Origin of the sequence: Streptomyces sp. NPDC006385 (assembly GCF_040612485.1) — a bacterium.
In the GTDB taxonomy this organism is placed as follows: Bacteria; Actinomycetota; Actinomycetes; order Streptomycetales; family Streptomycetaceae; genus Streptomyces.
Genome location: NZ_JBEXQG010000049.1, coordinates 47,759 through 64,937 on the forward strand (window position 1 = coordinate 47,759; position 17,179 = coordinate 64,937).

Annotated in this window: 12 protein-coding genes, 1 tRNA gene and 1 pseudogene; 4 read left to right on the forward strand and 10 right to left on the reverse strand. The window is 69.9% G+C overall.

The window, feature by feature from the left end; translation table 11 throughout:
- Positions 1–113: 113 nt before the first annotated feature.
- Positions 114–1,247, forward strand: coding sequence for an acyl-CoA dehydrogenase family protein (locus tag ABZ078_RS30190; protein ID WP_356580440.1), 1,134 nt, complete (start codon positions 114–116; stop codon positions 1,245–1,247).
- A 96-nt stretch (positions 1,248–1,343) separates the two neighbouring features.
- Here the strand turns inward: ABZ078_RS30190 and ABZ078_RS30195 are convergent, their stop codons facing one another.
- The 5 genes and pseudogenes from ABZ078_RS30195 to ABZ078_RS30215 all read right to left on the reverse strand — a co-directional run.
- Positions 1,344–1,691: a rhodanese-like domain-containing protein gene (locus tag ABZ078_RS30195; RefSeq protein WP_356580442.1), complete on the reverse strand. Its 348-nt coding sequence runs from the start codon at positions 1,689–1,691 to the stop codon at positions 1,344–1,346.
- 59 nt (positions 1,692–1,750) lie between these two features.
- Positions 1,751–2,674 (reverse strand): hypothetical protein, encoded by a 924-nt coding sequence (locus ABZ078_RS30200; protein ID WP_356580444.1) that lies wholly within the window; start codon positions 2,672–2,674, stop codon positions 1,751–1,753.
- A 267-nt stretch (positions 2,675–2,941) separates the two neighbouring features.
- Entirely contained in the window at positions 2,942–4,408 is a 1,467-nt protein-coding gene (locus ABZ078_RS30205; RefSeq protein WP_356580445.1) for a DUF2252 domain-containing protein, read from the reverse strand.
- Between the two features lie 130 nt (positions 4,409–4,538).
- A complete protein-coding gene (locus ABZ078_RS30210; RefSeq protein ID WP_356580447.1) occupies positions 4,539–5,885 on the reverse strand; it encodes a glycosyltransferase 87 family protein in 1,347 nt (448 codons plus the stop codon).
- Positions 5,886–6,071: 186 nt separating this feature from the next.
- Positions 6,072–6,302 (reverse strand): annotated as a pseudogene (locus ABZ078_RS30215) (DUF4232 domain-containing protein); the annotation flags it as partial.
- A 792-nt stretch (positions 6,303–7,094) separates the two neighbouring features.
- Here ABZ078_RS30215 and ABZ078_RS30220 point away from each other — a divergent pair.
- Both ABZ078_RS30220 and ABZ078_RS30225 read left to right on the forward strand, forming a co-directional pair.
- Entirely contained in the window at positions 7,095–7,937 is an 843-nt protein-coding gene (locus tag ABZ078_RS30220; RefSeq protein ID WP_356580463.1) for an aminoglycoside phosphotransferase family protein, read from the forward strand.
- A 711-nt stretch (positions 7,938–8,648) separates the two neighbouring features.
- A complete protein-coding gene (locus ABZ078_RS30225) occupies positions 8,649–9,278 on the forward strand; it encodes a class I SAM-dependent methyltransferase (RefSeq protein WP_356580449.1) in 630 nt (209 codons plus the stop codon).
- Positions 9,279–9,350: 72 nt separating this feature from the next.
- On the opposite strand, the gene ABZ078_RS30230 is transcribed toward ABZ078_RS30225, so the two are convergent.
- The 5 genes from ABZ078_RS30230 to ABZ078_RS30250 all read right to left on the reverse strand — a co-directional run bounded on the left by ABZ078_RS30230 (position 9,351) and on the right by ABZ078_RS30250 (position 16,156).
- Positions 9,351–10,835 carry an alpha/beta hydrolase gene (locus ABZ078_RS30230; protein ID WP_356580451.1) on the reverse strand — a complete coding sequence of 495 codons (1,485 nt, stop codon included), beginning with the start codon at positions 10,833–10,835 and terminating at the stop codon, positions 9,351–9,353.
- 599 nt (positions 10,836–11,434) lie between these two features.
- Positions 11,435–13,444 (reverse strand): hypothetical protein, encoded by a 2,010-nt coding sequence (locus tag ABZ078_RS30235; RefSeq protein WP_356580453.1) that lies wholly within the window; start codon positions 13,442–13,444, stop codon positions 11,435–11,437.
- A gap of 206 nt (positions 13,445–13,650) precedes the next feature.
- Positions 13,651–14,805, reverse strand: a complete 1,155-nt coding sequence (locus ABZ078_RS30240; protein WP_356580455.1) for a tyrosine-type recombinase/integrase — start codon at positions 14,803–14,805, stop codon at positions 13,651–13,653.
- A 175-nt stretch (positions 14,806–14,980) separates the two neighbouring features.
- A complete protein-coding gene (locus tag ABZ078_RS30245; RefSeq protein ID WP_356580457.1) occupies positions 14,981–15,214 on the reverse strand; it encodes a hypothetical protein in 234 nt (77 codons plus the stop codon).
- A gap of 855 nt (positions 15,215–16,069) precedes the next feature.
- A tRNA-Leu gene (locus tag ABZ078_RS30250) sits at positions 16,070–16,156 on the reverse strand.
- A gap of 527 nt (positions 16,157–16,683) precedes the next feature.
- Here ABZ078_RS30250 and ABZ078_RS30255 point away from each other — a divergent pair.
- Positions 16,684–17,179 (forward strand): DUF3662 domain-containing protein (locus ABZ078_RS30255; protein ID WP_356580459.1); only part of this gene is annotated, 496 nt, incomplete at its 3' end.

The following is a 17,179-nucleotide window of genomic DNA, read 5'->3' on the forward strand; positions in this document are numbered from 1 at the left end:
ACGGGGGTCTTACGGGAGGTTACGGCGGGCCTACGCGGAGCATTCCCTTCTTCTAGAACCTGTTCTATCTTGACGCTCCGTCAGATCTCCGTGCGTGTGGAAGGGCAGGGACCGTGGACTTCACCTTCACCGAGGAGCAGCAGGCGGCGGCCGAGGCGGCGCGCGGAGTGTTCGCCGGGGTCGCGCCGGACGCGGTGCCCTCCCCCGCGCTCACACCGGGTGCCGTCGCCGACGACTTCGACCGCCCGCTGTGGAGCCGGCTGGCGGAGGCGGACCTGTTGAGCCTGCTGCTCGCGGAGGACTACGGCGGAGCCGGGCTGGACGCCATCGCCCTGTGCCTGGTGCTGCGCGAGTCGGCGAAGGTACTGGCCCGAGTACCGCTGCTGGAGAGCAGCGCGGCGACGGCGGCCGTCCAGGCGTACGGCGGCCAGGAGCTGAGGGCCGAGCTGCTCGCGCGGGCGGGGCGCGGCGAGGTCGTGCTGACGGTCGCCGCCCACGGCCGCACCGGCCACGACCCGGCCGAGCTCGCGGTGACCGCTCGGCAGGACGGTTCCGGGTGGGTGCTGGACGGGATGCAGACCGCGGTTCCCTGGGCGTACGACGCCGATCTCGTCGTCGTGCCGGCCCGTACGGCCGCCGACCGGACCGTCCTCGCGCTGGTGCCGCGCGGTGTGGAGGGTGTCTCGCTCGCCGAGCAGGTCTCCACCAGCGGGGAACGGCTGGGGGAGCTGCGGCTGGAGTCGGTACGGGTCGCGGCGCGCTACGTCGTCGACGCCGAAGGCGCCTGGGAGTGGCTGCGGGAGCTGCTGGCCACCGGGACGTGCGCGCTGGCGCTCGGGCTGGGCGAGCGGGTGCTGGAGATGACCTCGCGGTACGCGAGCAAGCGGGAGCAGTTCGGGCATCCGATCGCCACGTTCCAGGCGGTCGCCGTCCAGTCGGCCGACCGCTACATCGACCTGTGCGCGATGGAGGCCGCGCTGTGGCAGGCCGCGTGGCGGATCACCTCGGGAGCGCCGGGGGCGCTGCCGGCCGCCGGGGATGTGGCGGTGGCCAAGATCTGGGCCTCGGAGGGCGTGCGGCGGATCGTGCAGACCGCCCAGCATCTGCACGGCGGCTTCGGGGCCGACGTCGACTACCCGCTGCACCGGTACCACGCCTGGGCCAAGCACTTGGAGCTGGCGCTCGGCCCGGCCGCGGCGCACGAGGAGGCGCTGGGGGATCTGCTGGCGGCGCACCCGCTGGGCTGACGGGTGCCTCCGGCGGCGTGGAATCCACCGCTCAGGAAGACGACGGCCGCAATGATCCGCGGCCGCAATGATCCGCCGGTTGAGATTTCGGCGTCCTCAGAGGACGTAGCCGGGCTGCCCCTCGTCGGTCACCACGGGACGTCCCGCCGCCGCCCACACCTGCATACCCCCGTCGACGTTCACGGCGTCGATGCCCTGCTGGACGAGGTACATCGCGACCTGCGCCGAGCGCCCGCCGGAGCGGCAGATCACATGGACGCGGCCGTCCTGCGGGGCGGCCTCGGTCAGCTCACCGTACCGGTCCACGAACTCGCTGATGGGGATGTGCAGTGCCGCTGCGGCGTGACCCGCCTGCCACTCGTCGTTCTCGCGGACGTCCAGCAGGAAGTCGTCGTCCTTGAGGTCCGCGACCTCGACCGTGGGTACGCCTGATCCGAAATGCATACTCCGACGCTACCGGACGTTGTCCGGGTCGTCCGGGTCGCGCGGTTCCCCGCGCCCCCCTACGGCCGATTCCCGTCCCCCTGGGCGAGCAGAGCCGCCAGCTCCTCCTCCCGCTGCGCGACCTGGGCCAGGAGCTGGTCGGCGATCTCGTCGAGGAGGCGGTCGGGGTCGTCCGGGGCGAGGCGGAGCATCGCACCGATCGCGCTCTCCTCCAGCTCCTTCGCGACGAGGGCGAGCATCTCCTTGCGCTGAGCGAGCCATTCGAGGCGGGCGTAGAGCTCCTCGGCGGGGGTCGGGCCCTGCTCCTTGGGCACGGGTCCCGCGGCCCACTCCTCGGCCAGCTCCCTCAGCAACGCCTCGTCGCCGCGGGCGTAAGCGGCGTTCACGCGGGTGATGAACTCCTCGCGCCGGGCCCGCTCGGCCTCTTCCTGCGCCAGGTCCGGGTGGGCCTTGCGGGCCAGTTCCCGGTAGAGCTTGCGGGCCTCGTCGCTGGGGCGCACCCGCTGCGGCGGCTGGACCGGCTGGTCCGTGAGCATCGCCGCGGCCTCCGGGAACAGCCCCTCGCCGTCCATCCAGCCGTGGAACAGCTCCTCGACGCCGGGCATCGGCATCACCCGGGCGCGGGCCTCGTCGGCCTTGCGGATGTCCTCGGGGTCGCCGGTACGGGCGGCCGTGGCCTCGGCGATGCGGGCGTCCAGCTCGTCGAGACGGGAGTACATCGGCCCGAGCTTCTGGTGGTGCAGCCGGGAGAAGTTGTCCACCTCGACGCGGAAGGTCTCCACCGCGATCTCGTACTCGATCAACGCCTGCTCGGCGACCCGCACGGCCCGCTCCAGCCGCTCCTCGGGCCGCCCGGCCCCGTCCTCGGCCGTCACCTGCGCCTCACCACCCTGCTCGGCTCCACCGGCGGGCACCTCGGCACCGCCCCGCGTCCCCGCACCAGCGGGCTCGGCCTGGGACTGCTCAGCTTCCGGCGTCGTCACCCGACCAGCGTAGGCCACACCTCACCCGGCGCCTCGAACACTCCGGCTCCGGTTCCGGTTCCGGCTCCCGCCCGGCCCTCCGCCGCCGCCGTCCGCCGTGCCCCGTCCTGCGCCCCGGCCCCCTTCCCGCGTGTGTCCGCCTGTTCGAGGATGCCCGGAACGAGGATGCCCGGAAGGGAGAAGGAGGATGCCCGGAACGAGGATCCGGCGGCTACGCGCCCACGGCGTACTTCACCGAGCCCCCGCCACCGACCGCCCCGTCGCCCCTCACACCCCCATCTCCGCCGCGATCCGTCCCGCCCGCACCGCCGCCACCAAGGCCCCGTGGTCCGCCTCCGTGCGGTCGGCGTAGGTGACGGCGAACGTGGCGATCGCCTCGTCCAGTTCCTCGTTCTTGCCGCAGTAGCCGGAGATCAGCCGCGGGTCGGCGCTGTGGGAGTGAGCGCGGGCCAGGAGGGCGCCGGTCATGCGGGCGTAGTCGTCTATCTGGTCGGCGGCCAGCGCGGCCGGGTCGACGCTGCCCTTGCGGTTGCGGAACTGACGTACCTGGAAGGGGAGTCCGTCGACCGTCGTCCAGCCCAGCAGGATGTCGCTGACCACCTGCATGCGCTTCTGGCCGAGCACCACGCGCCGCCCTTCGTGCGCCACCTCCGGCGCCTCGAAGCCGGCCGTCACCAGGTGCGGGACGAGGGCCGAGGGGCGGGCCTCCTTCACCTGGAGGACCAGGGACTCGCCCCGGTGGTCCAGGAGCAGGACGACGTACGAGCGGGTGCCCACGCTGCCCGTGCCCACCACGCGGAACGCCACGTCGTGCACCGAGTGACGGGACAGCAGGGGGAGACGGTCCTCGGAGAGTGTGGTGACGTACTCCTCCAGCGACGCCGCCACCACCGCGGCCTCCTCGTCCGGGACGCGGCGCAGGACGGGCGGGGCGTCGACGAAGCGCCGGCCGCCGTCCTCGGTCGGCTCCGTCGACTTCGCCGCGAAGCGGCCGCTGGTGTTGGCCCGCGCCTTCTCCGCAACCCGCTCCAACGTGCCGAGCAGGTCATGGGCATCGGTGTGCGAGACGAGTTCCTCGTCCGCGATCGCGTTCCACGCGTCCAGCACCGGGAGCTTGGCGAGCAACCGCATCGTGCGCCGGTAGGCACCGGCCGCGTCGTGCGCCGCCTTGCGGCACGCGTCCTCGTCCGCGCCCGCCTCCCGGCCCGCGAGCACGAGGGAGGTGGCGAGCCGCTTGAGGTCCCACTCCCAGGGGCCGTACAGCGTCTCGTCGAAGTCGTTGAGATCGATGACCAGGCCACCGCGCGCGTCGGCGTACAGACCGAAGTTCGCCGCGTGCGCGTCACCGCAGATCTGCGCGCGGATCCGGGTCATCGGGGTACGGGCGAGGTCGTACGCCATGAGCCCCGCCGAGCCGCGCAGGAAGGCGAAGGGCGTCGCCGCCATGCGGCCCACCCTTATCGGCGTGAGCTCGTGGAGCCGCCCGAGGTTGGACTCCTCGACGGCGGCCACGGTGTCGGGGCGGGCGGCGTCGAGGGTGAGGACCGCGTGCTCGCCTCGCGGGAGCCGTTCGCGCAGCGCCTTGCCCTCCTCCTTGGGGGACCCGCCTCCTGGCCACTCGGCGAAGCCGCCCACCCGGGGCAGCCGACGAGCCACGGCCTTCGCCGCCGCCTCGGACGCTTCCGACGCTTCCGACGCTTCCGACGCCGTAGCCTCCGCACCAGCCTCGGTCATACCGACCGCCTCCCCCACTCACGCACGAACATCAACTCGTGCCGACGTTACAACCGGTGGCCGAAACCCGTCAGGCCCTGTGGACAACTCCACACCTGTGGAAAACCGCACGGAGCCCCACCCCCAGCAGTCATCGGAGAACCGCCCTCAGCAGCCCCCGGACCGCTCCCCGACCCCCGACCCGACGGGCAGCCGTCACAAGCTCCGTGCGCCGGAACCAGACCGCCAGGACCAGCGGATACACCAGGTACCCGAACCGCGTCGCCGGGATCAGGCACATCGCCAGCCCCAACCCGAGCGCCAGCCGGTCCGCCGCCGCGACGACGGTCCGGGGCGGACGTACCGCCAGCGACACCGCGACGCCGACGGCGGCGGCCGCGAGGGCGGCCATGGCGAGGACGGAACCGCCGGGGACGTACGTGGCCAGCAGGTACCCGGGCAGCGGGCTGGCCGCCGGCGAGCGCACCCCGCCCTCGCCGAGCGGGAACATCACCACGTGCTCGACGAAGGCGTGCGGGTCCGCCAGAGCCACCGGCACCACGGCCGCCAGAGCCACCAGCACGGCGACGACCCCGGCCCGTACGGCCGCCCGCCGCCCCGCCGTCACCGCCAGCAGCACCAGACCCACCGGCAGCAGCGGCCAGGCCGTCCACTTCAGCGCGGCCGCGGCCCCCATCGCGAGCCCCGCCGCCGTACCGGACCCGCCCCGGCCCGCCAGGGCCAGCCCCAGGCACATCAGTCCGATCACCGGCAGGTCGACCCCGCCGACGGCCAACGGCAGCGCGACGGCCGGGAAGGCCGCGAGGAGCAGCACGGCGTTCGCGGTCGACGCGCCGTGTGCCGTGTCGCGCCGGCCCGAAGCAATGCCCTGCGGAAGAGAGTTACGGCCCGCTCCCCGCGCGGCGTTCCTGGCGACCAGCATGCTCCCCAGGAACGCCGCGCAGAACCACACCCGGGCGTCCGCGAGCGGCGTGCCGCCGAAGATCGCGTGGGGTATCCCGAACAGCGCCATGCCGGGCAGATACGGGTTGTAGTCGTCGAGGCCGACCGGATGCGGCAGATACGGGCTGCCGGAGTCCAGCAGGAGGCCGCCCGAGCGCTGGACGACGTGCACCTCCGACTGCGCCGCCCCGGCGACGATCAACAGCGTCAACGGGACCACGACGGAACCGAGTAGCGCGGCGAGCGCACTCCGCCCGCTCCAGGGGCGCGGCGACCGGCGCGCGAGCTCCGCCGCCACGGCGTACCCCACGGCCGCGCACAGACCCCAGATCCGGTGCGGGGTGAGCGTCGTGACCAAGGCCATCGACAGCGCGAAGCCCGAGCAGCCGAGCCAGAACAGCACGTCCCGGCGTGCGCGGGGGACCCGGCTGTGCGACTCACGGCCGTTGTGGAGGGCCTCCGGCCGTGCGGGCGCCAGGACAGCGCCGCCGGCCCGGGGCCGCACTCCGGTGACGAACGAGAGTGACTCGGGCATCGGTGGGCTCCTCGGGAAGGGGGAGCTCCCAATCTCGCGCCGGGACCCGGCGGGCCACCTCGGCCGAACGGCCACGGTTCACAGCCGCCGCTACGAGGGGCTCAGCCGAAAGACCGACCTCCCAGGGGCCACAGCCACCGAGGACCGGTCGGCGAGGACCGGTCGGCGAGGACCGGTCGGCGAGGATCACCAGGTGAGGGCGTCGTCCAGCGACTGCTGCCAGTACGTGACCTTGAGGGAGTCGTCGACGTGGACGCCGGCCGCGGGCAGTGTCGGGTTGGCGCTCGCGCCGACGCTCTCGTTGCCGGACCGGCCACGGAAGTGGACGATCAGGGACTTCTCGGTGCGGCCGTTCGAGCCGCTGCCGTCGGCGGCGGCCAGGAGCACGGCGGCGTAGCCGGACTCACCCGGGTCGACCTGGTCGCACCGGTGGAGGACGACGCGGTCGGGGAGGAGCCCGCCGAGGCGCCCTCGTCGTTGACGCCCGTTCCGTCGTCGCACGCGGTCATGGAGAGGGCGGCGAGTACGACGGCCGCGGCGCGCCGACGAGACGGGTACGGGTGCTACGGGTGACGGACATGCGGCTGTGCCCCTTCGCTGTTCGGGTGGGTGTCGTGCGGTGGGGGGGAAGTGGCTTGGATGACTGGAGCTTGGGGAGCGATCCGTCCCAAGCGCCACGCAGGGCGGGCAGTTGGGGACACTGGAACGCCGAAACGCGCTTTGCCAGGGGAATTCAGTGCCCTTGGAACGCGCGAACGGGACGCGGGGGATGGAGGAACGGGTGTCGCGCAACCGCTGCCACGCGAGCCTCATCTGCGCGCCGGCCTCGGCCCGCACTGCCACAACGAAGGTCGCGTCGACGGTGGCCGCAGGGATGAGGCAGGGTTCAGGCCATGAACCGCCTCCGAGAAGTCCGAGAGGTCCGAGAGGTCACACCAGCTGCCTGAATCCGTCCGGGAACCGGGCGACTGAGGCACAAGCGTCCGCGTCGGTCGGATGGCTCCGCGCCCTCCGGGGACGGCCCCGGCCCTGAGGACGTTCATCTACGACGGTCAGCGAAGCGTGCAGGAACTCGTCGACCGCTACGACATCAAGAACGCCGGGGTCCGGCAGCTCCTGATGGACTACCTCGCCCGGCGCAGGAACCGTGGACCAAACCGCTCAGTTGCCCCGGGCGTGTATGTGTACTCAACGATGAGGGAGGACGGTTTGGAGCCATTGGAACTCCGCCGCGCAGTTGAGGCAGGACGGGCGACCGCTTCGGAGCTGGGCCTTCAGGTCGACGATGTGGTCGTCATCCACAACTCGGACCGCGTCGCGCTGCGCCTGGTACCTTGCGATGTTCTGGCTCGGGTCGCGCCTTCGGGGCATCTGGCTGCTTCCGAGTTCGAAGTAGAGGTTGCTCACCATCTCGCCGACGTCGACGCTCCGGTGGCTGAGCTCGACCCCCGGGTCGACCCTCAAGTCTATTTGCGTGATGCCTTCGCCATCTCGCTCTGGACCTACTACGAACCTGTGGGATCAGACATCGCGCCGGCCGACTACGCAGACACGTTCATGCGGCACCATGCCGCCCTGCGTCAGATCGACCTGGACGCACCGCATTTCACCGATCGAGTCGCTGGGGCACTGAGAGAGGTGAACGACCGGGAGCAGTCCCCCGAGCTGCCCGATTCTGACCGGGAACTCCTCAGCGACACGCTCAGTGGTCTGAGCGCCGCGATCAGCATCGACAAAGCCCGCGACCAGCTGTTGCACGGCGAGCCGCATCCGGGCAACCTCCTGAACACAAGGAGAGGGCCGCTTTTCGTAGACCTCGCCACGTGCTGCCGTGGGCCGATCGAGTTCGACCTCGCCCATGCGCCCGAAGAAGTGGGACGGCACTATGCGGGGGCTGACCACGACCTGATTCACCGATGCCGCGCCCTGAACTGGGCGTTGTTCTCGGCCTGGCGCTGGCGCCGAGACGACCAAATGCCTGACCGGGACCACTGGAGAGTAGAGGGGCTCAACCAGGTTCGTGCTGCACTTGATCACTGCGAACCGGCCTGAACTCGAGACAGAGGGGCTGCCTGCGCCGGTCCCGATCCGCTGCGCCGTGTGCGGCATCCCGACACGGTGCGGCGGTCGAACCCGGCCGAGGGGGGCTGCACGCCACCGTGGCCAGGGCCTCGGCGCATGCGGAACGGGATTTTCCGCGCAGCTGGTGGCTACGCTCGTCACGCCGGAGGGGAAGCGGGCGGTTCTCGGAACTGGAGCGGCCGCCCCCGGCGGGCCGACGCCAGCCGGAGTCCTTGCGCCACCTCCACCTGCCACCGATGTCGAGCGGCGCCGCGACAACACAGCGTGGCCCGCAGACAGTTGGGGTACCAAGACGTTCACGAAGTGCTTCACGCGCCCACGGGTTCAACCGTCTACGGATCTTCGTCCGTGGACATGCCCCAGGCCGACTGACGCCGGTCAGCGAGGAGAGGCGCAACGGGAGAGAGGGCTTCCTGGCAGAGCCCCCTGTCCCGCAGGAACGCTCCGGCGCCCCGACCCCTCGGGCTTGCCGGGGCAGCCGAAGCAGAGAGTTCCGTGGTCAGCCGGAGCAAAGGTCCCAGGCAGGCGGTACGCCGTCCAGGAGCTGTCGGCCGTCCTTCTCCGTGACCTGCCTTCTCCGAACTACCGGGGTCGTCCCGTGCTCAGGTGATGGGATCAGCCCCAAGGGCGGTATGGCGCCGGAGAACGGCCGCGAACGGCAAGGGTGTTAGCTTCTTCCCCGTGGCGGAACACCAGGACGAGACGAGGGCGGCCTACGACGGGGTCGTCGAGCTCTATGCGTCAATGTTCGCTAATCGGTTGGAGACGCACCCGTTCTCGCGGAACATGATCGGCACTTTCGCCGAGCTGGTGCGCGGGACGGGGAACCCGCGGGCAGCCGACGTCGGGTGCGGGCCTGGGCATCTGACGGCCATGCTGCACGAACTGGGGCTGGACGCCTTCGGGCTCGACCTCTCCCCGGGCATGGTCGACCACGCCCGGCGGGCCCATCCGGCGCTGCGGTTCGATGAGGCGCGGATGGAAGCCCTGCCGGTCGAGGACGGTGCACTCGGGGGCGTGCTGGCCCACTACTCAATGATCCATACCCCGCCTGGGCAATTGGCCCCGCTGCTCGCCGAGCAGGTACGTGTTCTGGCACCAGGGGGCCTGCTCCTGGTGTCGTTCTTCGCGACCGATGGACCGGAGCCGGTCCGCTTTGACCACAAGGTGACGCCCGCCTATAGCTGGCCGGTGGACCATTTCGCCGAGTTGCTGGCCAGGGCCGGGCTCGTCACGTTCGCCCGGCTGCTCCACGACCCGGCCTCCGAGCGAGGCTTCCTCGACGCCCACTTGCTGGCCCGCCGCCCCTAGGGCCTGCGTGATGTCGTGATCAATCTTGCCGATCCGGGTCCGAACGGAAGGTGGATCCGGATCGGCAAGCTGTCAGAACGGCACGGCGGGGCAGCTGGTGCCCCGTGGTGGGACTGCCAGGTCGGTGAGATAGCTGTCCACGGCGTCCTCCATACACGGGCCGCTGGTGACGCTGCCGTGGCCGTGGCCCTCGTAGGTGAGGAGCACGCCGCTGCGGCCGAGCTGCCGGGCCACCGAGACCGCCCACGGGTAGCCGGTGGCGGGGTCGTGCAGCGCGTTGGACACCAGGATCGGCGGGGCGCCGTGTGCGTCCAGGCGGTGCTGCGGGTTGGCGGTCGGCGCGCCCAGGCACGCCGCTGCCATGTGGATCGGCAGCAGGTAAGGCAGGTCGGGCGCGGTCTTGTTCATCATGGCGACGAGCGAGGCGTACTCCTGGTAGTCGCGCACCGGCAGGTGCCAGTCCGAGCAGAAGACCGGGGTGGCAGGAGGCAGCGGCGCTGTCGAGGTGGGCGACGCAGGCAGCGGCTTGCTCCCGTCCATCCCCGCGATCGCCGTGGCCAGGCCCGCGTAGTCGGCCACGTAGAACTTCTTGAATGCGATCTTGTTGACCAGATCCGAAGACGACAGCGAGGTGCCCGGCTTCGCCGGGTCCTCCAGCTCGCCGCGCCCGGCCCGGGCCAACAGGCCCTGCCAGACGGCGCGGACGTCGCTGCCGTGCAGCGCGCAGTCCGCAGCACCGTCGCACCACTTCACGAACTCCTGGAATGAATCCTGTGCCGTGGCCGCCTCGGACTGCAGGAAGTCACGGGTGGTCGGGACACTGTGGTCCATGACGCTCTCCAGCACCATCGCACGCACGCGGCGCGGGTAGGTCTCGGCGTACTGAGCCCCGAGCAGTGTGCCGTACGAGCTGCCGTGGAAGGTCAGTTTCCGCTCGCCGAGGGCGGCCCGGAGGGCGTCCAGGTCCCGGACCGTCTGGGCGGTGTCGAGGTGGTCGAACACGGGGCCGGTACGGGCCCGGCAGTCGGCACGGAGCCGCTTGTTGTACGCCATGGTGGCCTCGAAGTCCGCCTGGCCCTTCAGCTCCGGTGACGGCCGCTTGGCAAGCAGGTCGCCAGAGCAGGTCACCGGGTTGCTGTTGCCCACGCCGCGCGGGTCGAAGCTGACGATGTCGAACCTGCGGCGGACCTCGGGGCTGAACCGGCTGATACGGCCCACCACCATCTCCACACCCGAGTCGCCCGGCCCGCCGGGGCCGAACACCATCGAGCTGACGCGTGCGCCGGGGTCGGTGGCCTTGCGGCGGGCCACGGCCAGGTCGAGTCTCGGTCCGTCCGGGTGGGCCCAGTCGACCGGCACCGAAAGAGTGGCGCACTCGGCTCCTGGCTTCGCCGGGTCGTCACACGGTGCCCACCGCAGGGCTCCGGTGGCAGACGGCGACGCGTGGACCGGGGGAGCGGCGGCGAGGCTGGTGATGACGGCCGTGGCGGCTCCCACGGCCATGGCCGTGCCCCGTGCGGCGATGCGCCGCAGTGTGGATCTGCCCCTTAACGGCATGGATCCTCCTCATGAAGAGAGCGGTTGTGTCAGGCGTGCGGACCCGGCCGGGGCACCGTCGTCACGTTAGGTGCGCTGTTGCCCATGTGGTGCCACTGTCAGGGGTTTTTCCGGGTCGGGTCGGGGACCGATCAGGGGCGACCGGGGCGCAGCGCGAAAAATGGTCAGGGTCGGGTCAGGGGAAAGGCTCCGTCGCACTCTCGGTCGGCCCGTCAGCCACGACACCGACCTCTATAAGGAGAGAAACACCGTCGAACGGCTGATCAACACGCCATGGCCGCGGCATCACCGCCCGAACGACAGGCGTCCTCTGACCATCGCCGGAGACGACAACGGTCCAGGTCACGAAGGCTCCGGCGGTTCGGCAACCGCAGTAGTGCGAGCAACGGTCTCCCGGAAGGTGGGAAGTCCCAGGTTGACAGCCTCCTGCTTCCGAGCGATCTGCGCGTCGAGTTGGGCAATCTTCTGCTCGGCGTGGGTCAGGCTGCTCTGCAGTCCTTCGATCTCGCCGAGCCAACCCTCGCGTTCAGCTTCCAGGATGCGCGCGAGGAGGTTGTCGCGGATCTCGACGAGCCGCGGCAGTTCGGACGCGTGAACGATCAGGACGGGGCAGCGGACACAAGCGTGCTCATGAGCACAATCAGTTCCGTATGCGCGCCCGCAGTCGCCCAGGGCGAGCTTGCGGCGCTCAAAGTGGCCGAGAAACTCGTCCCATTCCTCCGGGGTGACAGTGCGGTATTCCTCGACAGGCCGCAGAGCCCGGCGTCGGGCGATGAACGCTCGATGTGCCTCGATGGCGTCAGTCGGGTAGATGGCGGCGTATCCCATCGTCGTTCCGATGTGGTCGTGACCAGCAATGACCTGGGCGATGTGGGGTGGCAGGCCGTTGAGGATGGAGTCCGTGATGAAGATTCGTCGGAAGTCATGGGGCTGGAAGATGAGAGGTTCGCCCGTGCTGTCCACCAATCCTGAGGCCAGCAGAGTCGCGTCGAGCCCTCTGCGGATCGACGCTGCAGACAGCGGACGTGGATAGCACTCATGCGATCTTGAAGCAAGAGGGGCATCGGCGGGTTCCAGACCCGTTCGTAATGGTCGTAGCTTCGAACCAGGGGAACTCTCCCGTCGGAAGCGCGGACTCGGGAGACAATCGCGCTCAGCACGTCGGCCAGTTCTGGTGTGACCAGGACAAGTCGCTCTTGGTCCGTCTTCGACGGGGCAACCTGCAAGAGCGGGACGACCTGCCCGGTGGTGGGCAGCTTGTAGCTGATGATGCTGTGATGCCCCAGCTCGAGGAGTTCCTCGATGCGAATGCCGGTGTGCCGCAAGATCTCGATCGCAGCCCATGCCCAGAAAGCGCTCCGCTCCTCGCCCGCGAAAGAGCGCCGGCGGCCCTTGCTGTCCCAGGCATGGATCGGGCGCCCGTCAGCGCGCTTACTGAAGCGTGGGACGGTGAATGTTTCGCCCAGTACGGTGAATGTCGAGCTGAGCGGTGCGGCGTTGAGCGCCTCGAGCCGAGCCCTGGCCTCCTTGAGGAGGCGGTCAGCTGTCTGCACCAGCGTGGGCAACGCGGGCAGACGCTCACGAGTGCGTTGGTCCATCCGGGCCTTGAGCTGGCGGTCAGCCTTCGCTGTCGAGCACTCGGCTTCGCTGATCGGGCTGGGAGCCACCCAAGCGGCCCACTGGCTGGGGTCTTCCACAGCCCACTCCGCCAGGTCCAGGTACAGGGCCCGGACTTGGGTTTTGATGGCAGTTGCGTTCCTGCGTGGCTCTGTGACCTCGCGGAACGAGCCGTCGGGCAGACGCTTGCGGACGGTCTTCGTGGCCAGACCGAGCTTCCAGGCAGTGATCACCTCAGCTGGCAGCCGAAGAGAGTCGACGCCCGGATGGTGCCGCTCCAGGTCATCCCAGAACCGAAGCGCCAGCGAGTTCGTGAGCGACTGCAGCGATGTGAAGTCCAGCCCTACGGACCGATGGGAAAGGTAGGCGACTAACAGATCGCGGACCGGCCGGCACTGCAGCTGGTAGCGGTCCACAAGTTCTGCCGCAGTGAGTTGCCCGGTGCGGTGCGAGATCCGGAACAGCGTGTGCGGTGCGTCTGCTGGAAAGAGGCCCAAGTCGCGCAGCCAGGTGTAGGCGAGCTCGATCCGCCGGTTGCTGTTGGTGCGGTTCGCGCGGTGCCATAGCAGCAGGTCACCGACGACGATGTCCTTGATGGTGCCGCCTTGGCAAGCCATGATCTCCGCGATGGTCTTCAGCCCGGACGAACCATCAGCCGACGACAGGTTGGTCGGCAGTGACGCTCGCAGCCGAGCGAATCCCTCGGGGTCGCGTGCCGCCTCCAGAGCCGGTCGGAGGTGCCGCGATCTTGACCCGATGAGGAACTCGGGGCTGGGTCTGACAGCATCCGCGCAGAGCAGCGCCAGGACCCCGACCAGCAGCGTCTCGCGCCGGGACACACGTGATTCCGAGCGGGCCCACTTCGCGAAGGCATCCCTCCATCCTTGGGACGCGATCTGCAGGCCGTGGGCCGGGCTCGCCTGCCAGCGCTGTTGCCAGGTCTCGCCGGGGTAGGTCGCCAGCCAATCCAGCACGAGGCGTGCACCGAACACACGAGTTTCCTGAGCTCTGCTGTCCGCTGCTCGCAGCGGCGGCCGAGCCAGCCGCTCAAGGACTTCTCCGCGCGAGAGAGCCGTTGCCGGCCACGTACTCGGCTTTTCCCGAGGTGGGAATCGGTCCATCAAGGCGAGCGCTTCGGCGCCCACCAAGCTCGTTTCCCGCGGGACGAAACTCGAGGCGACGTGTGTCGCAACGCTGGTCATGACACGTCCCGGCCGAAGAGGATGGACAAGGAGTCAGGGTTGTAAGACGGTTCGTCGACGGGCACGGGAGGCTCCTTGCGTCGCTGCTCCTGACGGGCATGGTGGGCAAGCCCGGCGGCGATGACGTCGTCTCTGGTGGGACGGTTGTAGATGTCCAGGGTCGACAGGTACTTATGACCGAGGACCTTCTGCACGTAGACCGGCGGCATGTTCGGGTCGTCGAGCATCAGGAACGTCGCCGTGTGCCGAAGGTCGTGAAGCGTCCAGTTGGCGCCCAGGAGTTCATTGGCGCGGTTGAACATCATGCGGGCCGCGTCGTACTCCAGCGGCCGCCAAGGGCGCCGTAGCGTCCACCACAGTGGATGATGACGGCCACGAGGGACGCCCTTCCTCCACGCGGCCTCTTGGTAGAGCCGCAGCCAGACGAACGCGTCCGGGGTGGCGGGCAGCTCCTGGTACTCGCGGCTGCCCTTGCGGATCACGCCGACGGTCTGCTCGCCGACGACCGCACCGCCCTGCTTGGCGGTGAGCAGTTCCTCGGCTCGGGCACCGGTGGCTATCCAGAAGGCCAGCAGGGCCCGGTCGCGGTGCGAGCGCAGCCCGGCGAAGACCTCGGTGTACTTCTCGTCGGGAATCCGCCGCGGGATCTGATGAGGAACGGTCGGCCGGTAGAGGCCCGTGCGCCGGTTCCGGTGCTTCTTCTCACCATCGCTGTGCGACCCGGGCCGAGCTGAGCGGCGTTCACGGACCAACGGGAATGGGTTGACGAGCAATGCCCCGACGTTGCCATCCAGGTGGAAGTCGTAGAACTGCCGCAGCACCGTCTCGCAGTGAGCGCGGGTTCTCGGCGAGTACTTCGTCCCGACGGTGGGCTTGCCGGTCACGGGATTCGGTGTCCCCGGCACCGGCCTGGCACTGCGAGGCGGTGGGATCTCGGAATGGGCCTTGCCTCGGTGGCGCCAGTGGACGCGTACCGGCTTGTCCGCCACCTTCATCCACAACATGAAGTCCCGGGCGTCCTCCCGGGTCGCACGGTCCCACTCGATCCCGAGCACCCACAAGAACCGGAACCAGCGCAGCAGATCCATGCCGTACGAGCGCGGCGTGAGCGGCGAGCTGTCCCTCGCCATCAGCTCCTTGAGATACAGCACGGTGGGCTCCACCGGTCTCCCGACCGGATCCAGCACCCTGAACGGCTCCCAGGGGTCTCCCGTCTCCAGTAGCCGGCCTAACTCGGGCAGGACGAAGTCCCTCAGATCCCTTCCGGGACCTTGCTCATCAAGCACGTCGGGAAGCTAGCAGATCCCCCACCTGAGCTGCGAAGACTCATGAGTTAGTTCGGTCAACAGGCCACGCCGTGCACAGCGGCCGGTCGCCCGAGGCGGCGCTGACGACCACGAAGGTGGCGCCGTACCGCTGCTTCGTCTCCGCCCGGAGGTCGGCCACCGGCTTCGGGCCCAGCTTCCCGACGTAGCTCGCGGCGTAGTCCTCGGAAACCGTGTCCCCGTCGAACAGGTTCTGCAGCGCGTCCGCGTCCTCGTCCCGTACGGCCCTCCCCACGTCCGCGCGCAGCGCCTGAAGGCTCGCGGCCCCCGGGGGGCGGCTCGGTGGAGATGGAGTAGCCGACGACGCCCAGCCATGTCACCAGCCCCGCCAGCAGACCGATCGCCCCGAGCCGGGCCTTCCAGATCTTCTTCATCACACGCTGCACGGGCGTTCCCCTCCACGGCGCGGGCGTCCGCCCACGACCGACATCCACCGGGGACGTCGCCTTGGTCACCACGACTGGATGCTAGGCCGTGCCATATTCCGCCTCCGCCCACGCCCCCCATGCCGCAGGACACCGATACACAAGTGCGAACGGGGGGGGCTCGCCCTTGCCACGGCCACCACGGCACCGCGGCCCCCACGGCCCCCACGGCCCCCGCGACCGCGCAACCCCGCCCCCGCTCCCGCTCCCGCTCCCCGAAACTGCCGCCCAATTGACATGTGACAACGCGCGATGGTCGTCGCGGCCGGTGATTCTCATGGATGACCGGTTGCGAGAGTTCTGCGAAACCCCTCGGAGTGATCGCATCTCCGCGGTCGCGATTCGCAGCCCCGGCCGGGAGTCCGTGTCGCAGCCGGGCCGGGAAGACCGCGGCGAAGTGCCACACCGCCCGCTTCGTCCTCGTGCCCCAGAGCGGGCTCGATCCCGAACCCCTCATCGCGGCCACCTGGCACCGGCGGCACAGATCACTCCGCCTCGGCACTCCAGCGCGACTGAGACAGGCCCCACCCGTGAGATAGCTCACGCGTCGGGGCCTGCCGTATGCCCTGGCCAGGCTGTGTGATGCCTCACAACGGCCGGCACACGAGAAACGGGCCTCTGCCGTGACTTCCGTCACCGGCAGAGACCCGTTCATCGGTATCTCATGGTGCGCGAGGGGGGAGTTGAACCCCCACGCCCTTGCGGGCACTGGAACCTGAATCCAGCGCGTCTGCCTATTCCGCCACCCGCGCATTGGGTGTGTCTTCCGGCTGTGCCCCTTGGGGCCTGGCGCCTTCCGACACCCAGAACATTAGCACGCCGTCCAGGGTGGGTTCACATCCCTTATCGCTGGGCAGCCGCCATGCGGCCGCCCACCAGCACAGTCGGCGTCCACTCCCGGCATCGGCCGATCAGGGGCGCCCCCCGCCCCGTATCAGGAACCTCATCAGGAACCTCGCGTTCCGTATCAACGGCGACCTGTTCCCGTATCAACCTCGTACCGGTACCACGTATCTCCCCAGGAGCCGGTCGGGGTCCACAGTCAGGTGCGGGACACTGGTCTGCGGCCCCCTCTACGATCCATGGCAAGACTGTGTGCGTAAGGAGTTCGAAGGGGAGCTCCGGAGGGAACTTCGAGGGCGTCGACACCCGTCGACCGGGTCGACAGGGGGAACCAGCCGATTGACCGGCGCGTGGATACGATCAGTAAGCAGTACCAGGTAAGGCAGTACCCGCCCGGCGGGATGCAGGACGAAGCAGGCGACGGAGGAGGTGCCCCATGGGAGTCCTGAAGAAGTTCGAGCAGCGTCTCGAAGGTCTGGTCAACGGCACCTTCGCCAAGGTGTTCAAGTCCGAGGTCCAGCCCGTGGAGATCGCGGGAGCGCTCCAGCGCGAGTGCGACAACAACGCGACCATCTGGAACCGCGACCGCACGGTCGTACCCAATGATTTCATCGTGGAGCTGAGCGCGCCGGACCACGAGCGCCTGAGCCCCTACTCCGGCCAGCTCGGCGACGAGCTCGCCGGCATGGTCCGCGACTACGCCAAGCAGCAGCGCTACACCTTCATGGGCCCGATCAAGGTCAACCTGGAGAAGGCCGACGACCTCGACACCGGCCTGTACCGGGTGCGCAGCCGTACGCTCGCCGGCTCCACCGACCAGCAGAGCCAGCAGGCCGCCGCGCCCGCCGCCCCGGCCAGACGGCCCGGCGGCGCCCAGGGTGGCTACGGCTACCCGCCGGCCGCCGCGCCCGCGGGCGCCCCGCCCATGCCGG

Excerpts from the sequence above, each read along its gene's own strand:
- ABZ078_RS30210 (WP_356580447.1), bottom strand. The coding sequence starts at position 5,885 with ATGCCCGAGTCACTCTCGTTCGTCACCGGAGTGCGGCCCCGGGCCGGC.
- ABZ078_RS30205 (WP_356580445.1), bottom strand. The coding sequence starts at position 4,408 with ATGACCGAGGCTGGTGCGGAGGCTACGGCGTCGGAAGCGTCGGAAGCG.
- ABZ078_RS30195 (WP_356580442.1), bottom strand. The coding sequence starts at position 1,691 with ATGCATTTCGGATCAGGCGTACCCACGGTCGAGGTCGCGGACCTCAAG.
- ABZ078_RS30230 (WP_356580451.1), bottom strand. The coding sequence starts at position 10,835 with ATGCCGTTAAGGGGCAGATCCACACTGCGGCGCATCGCCGCACGGGGC.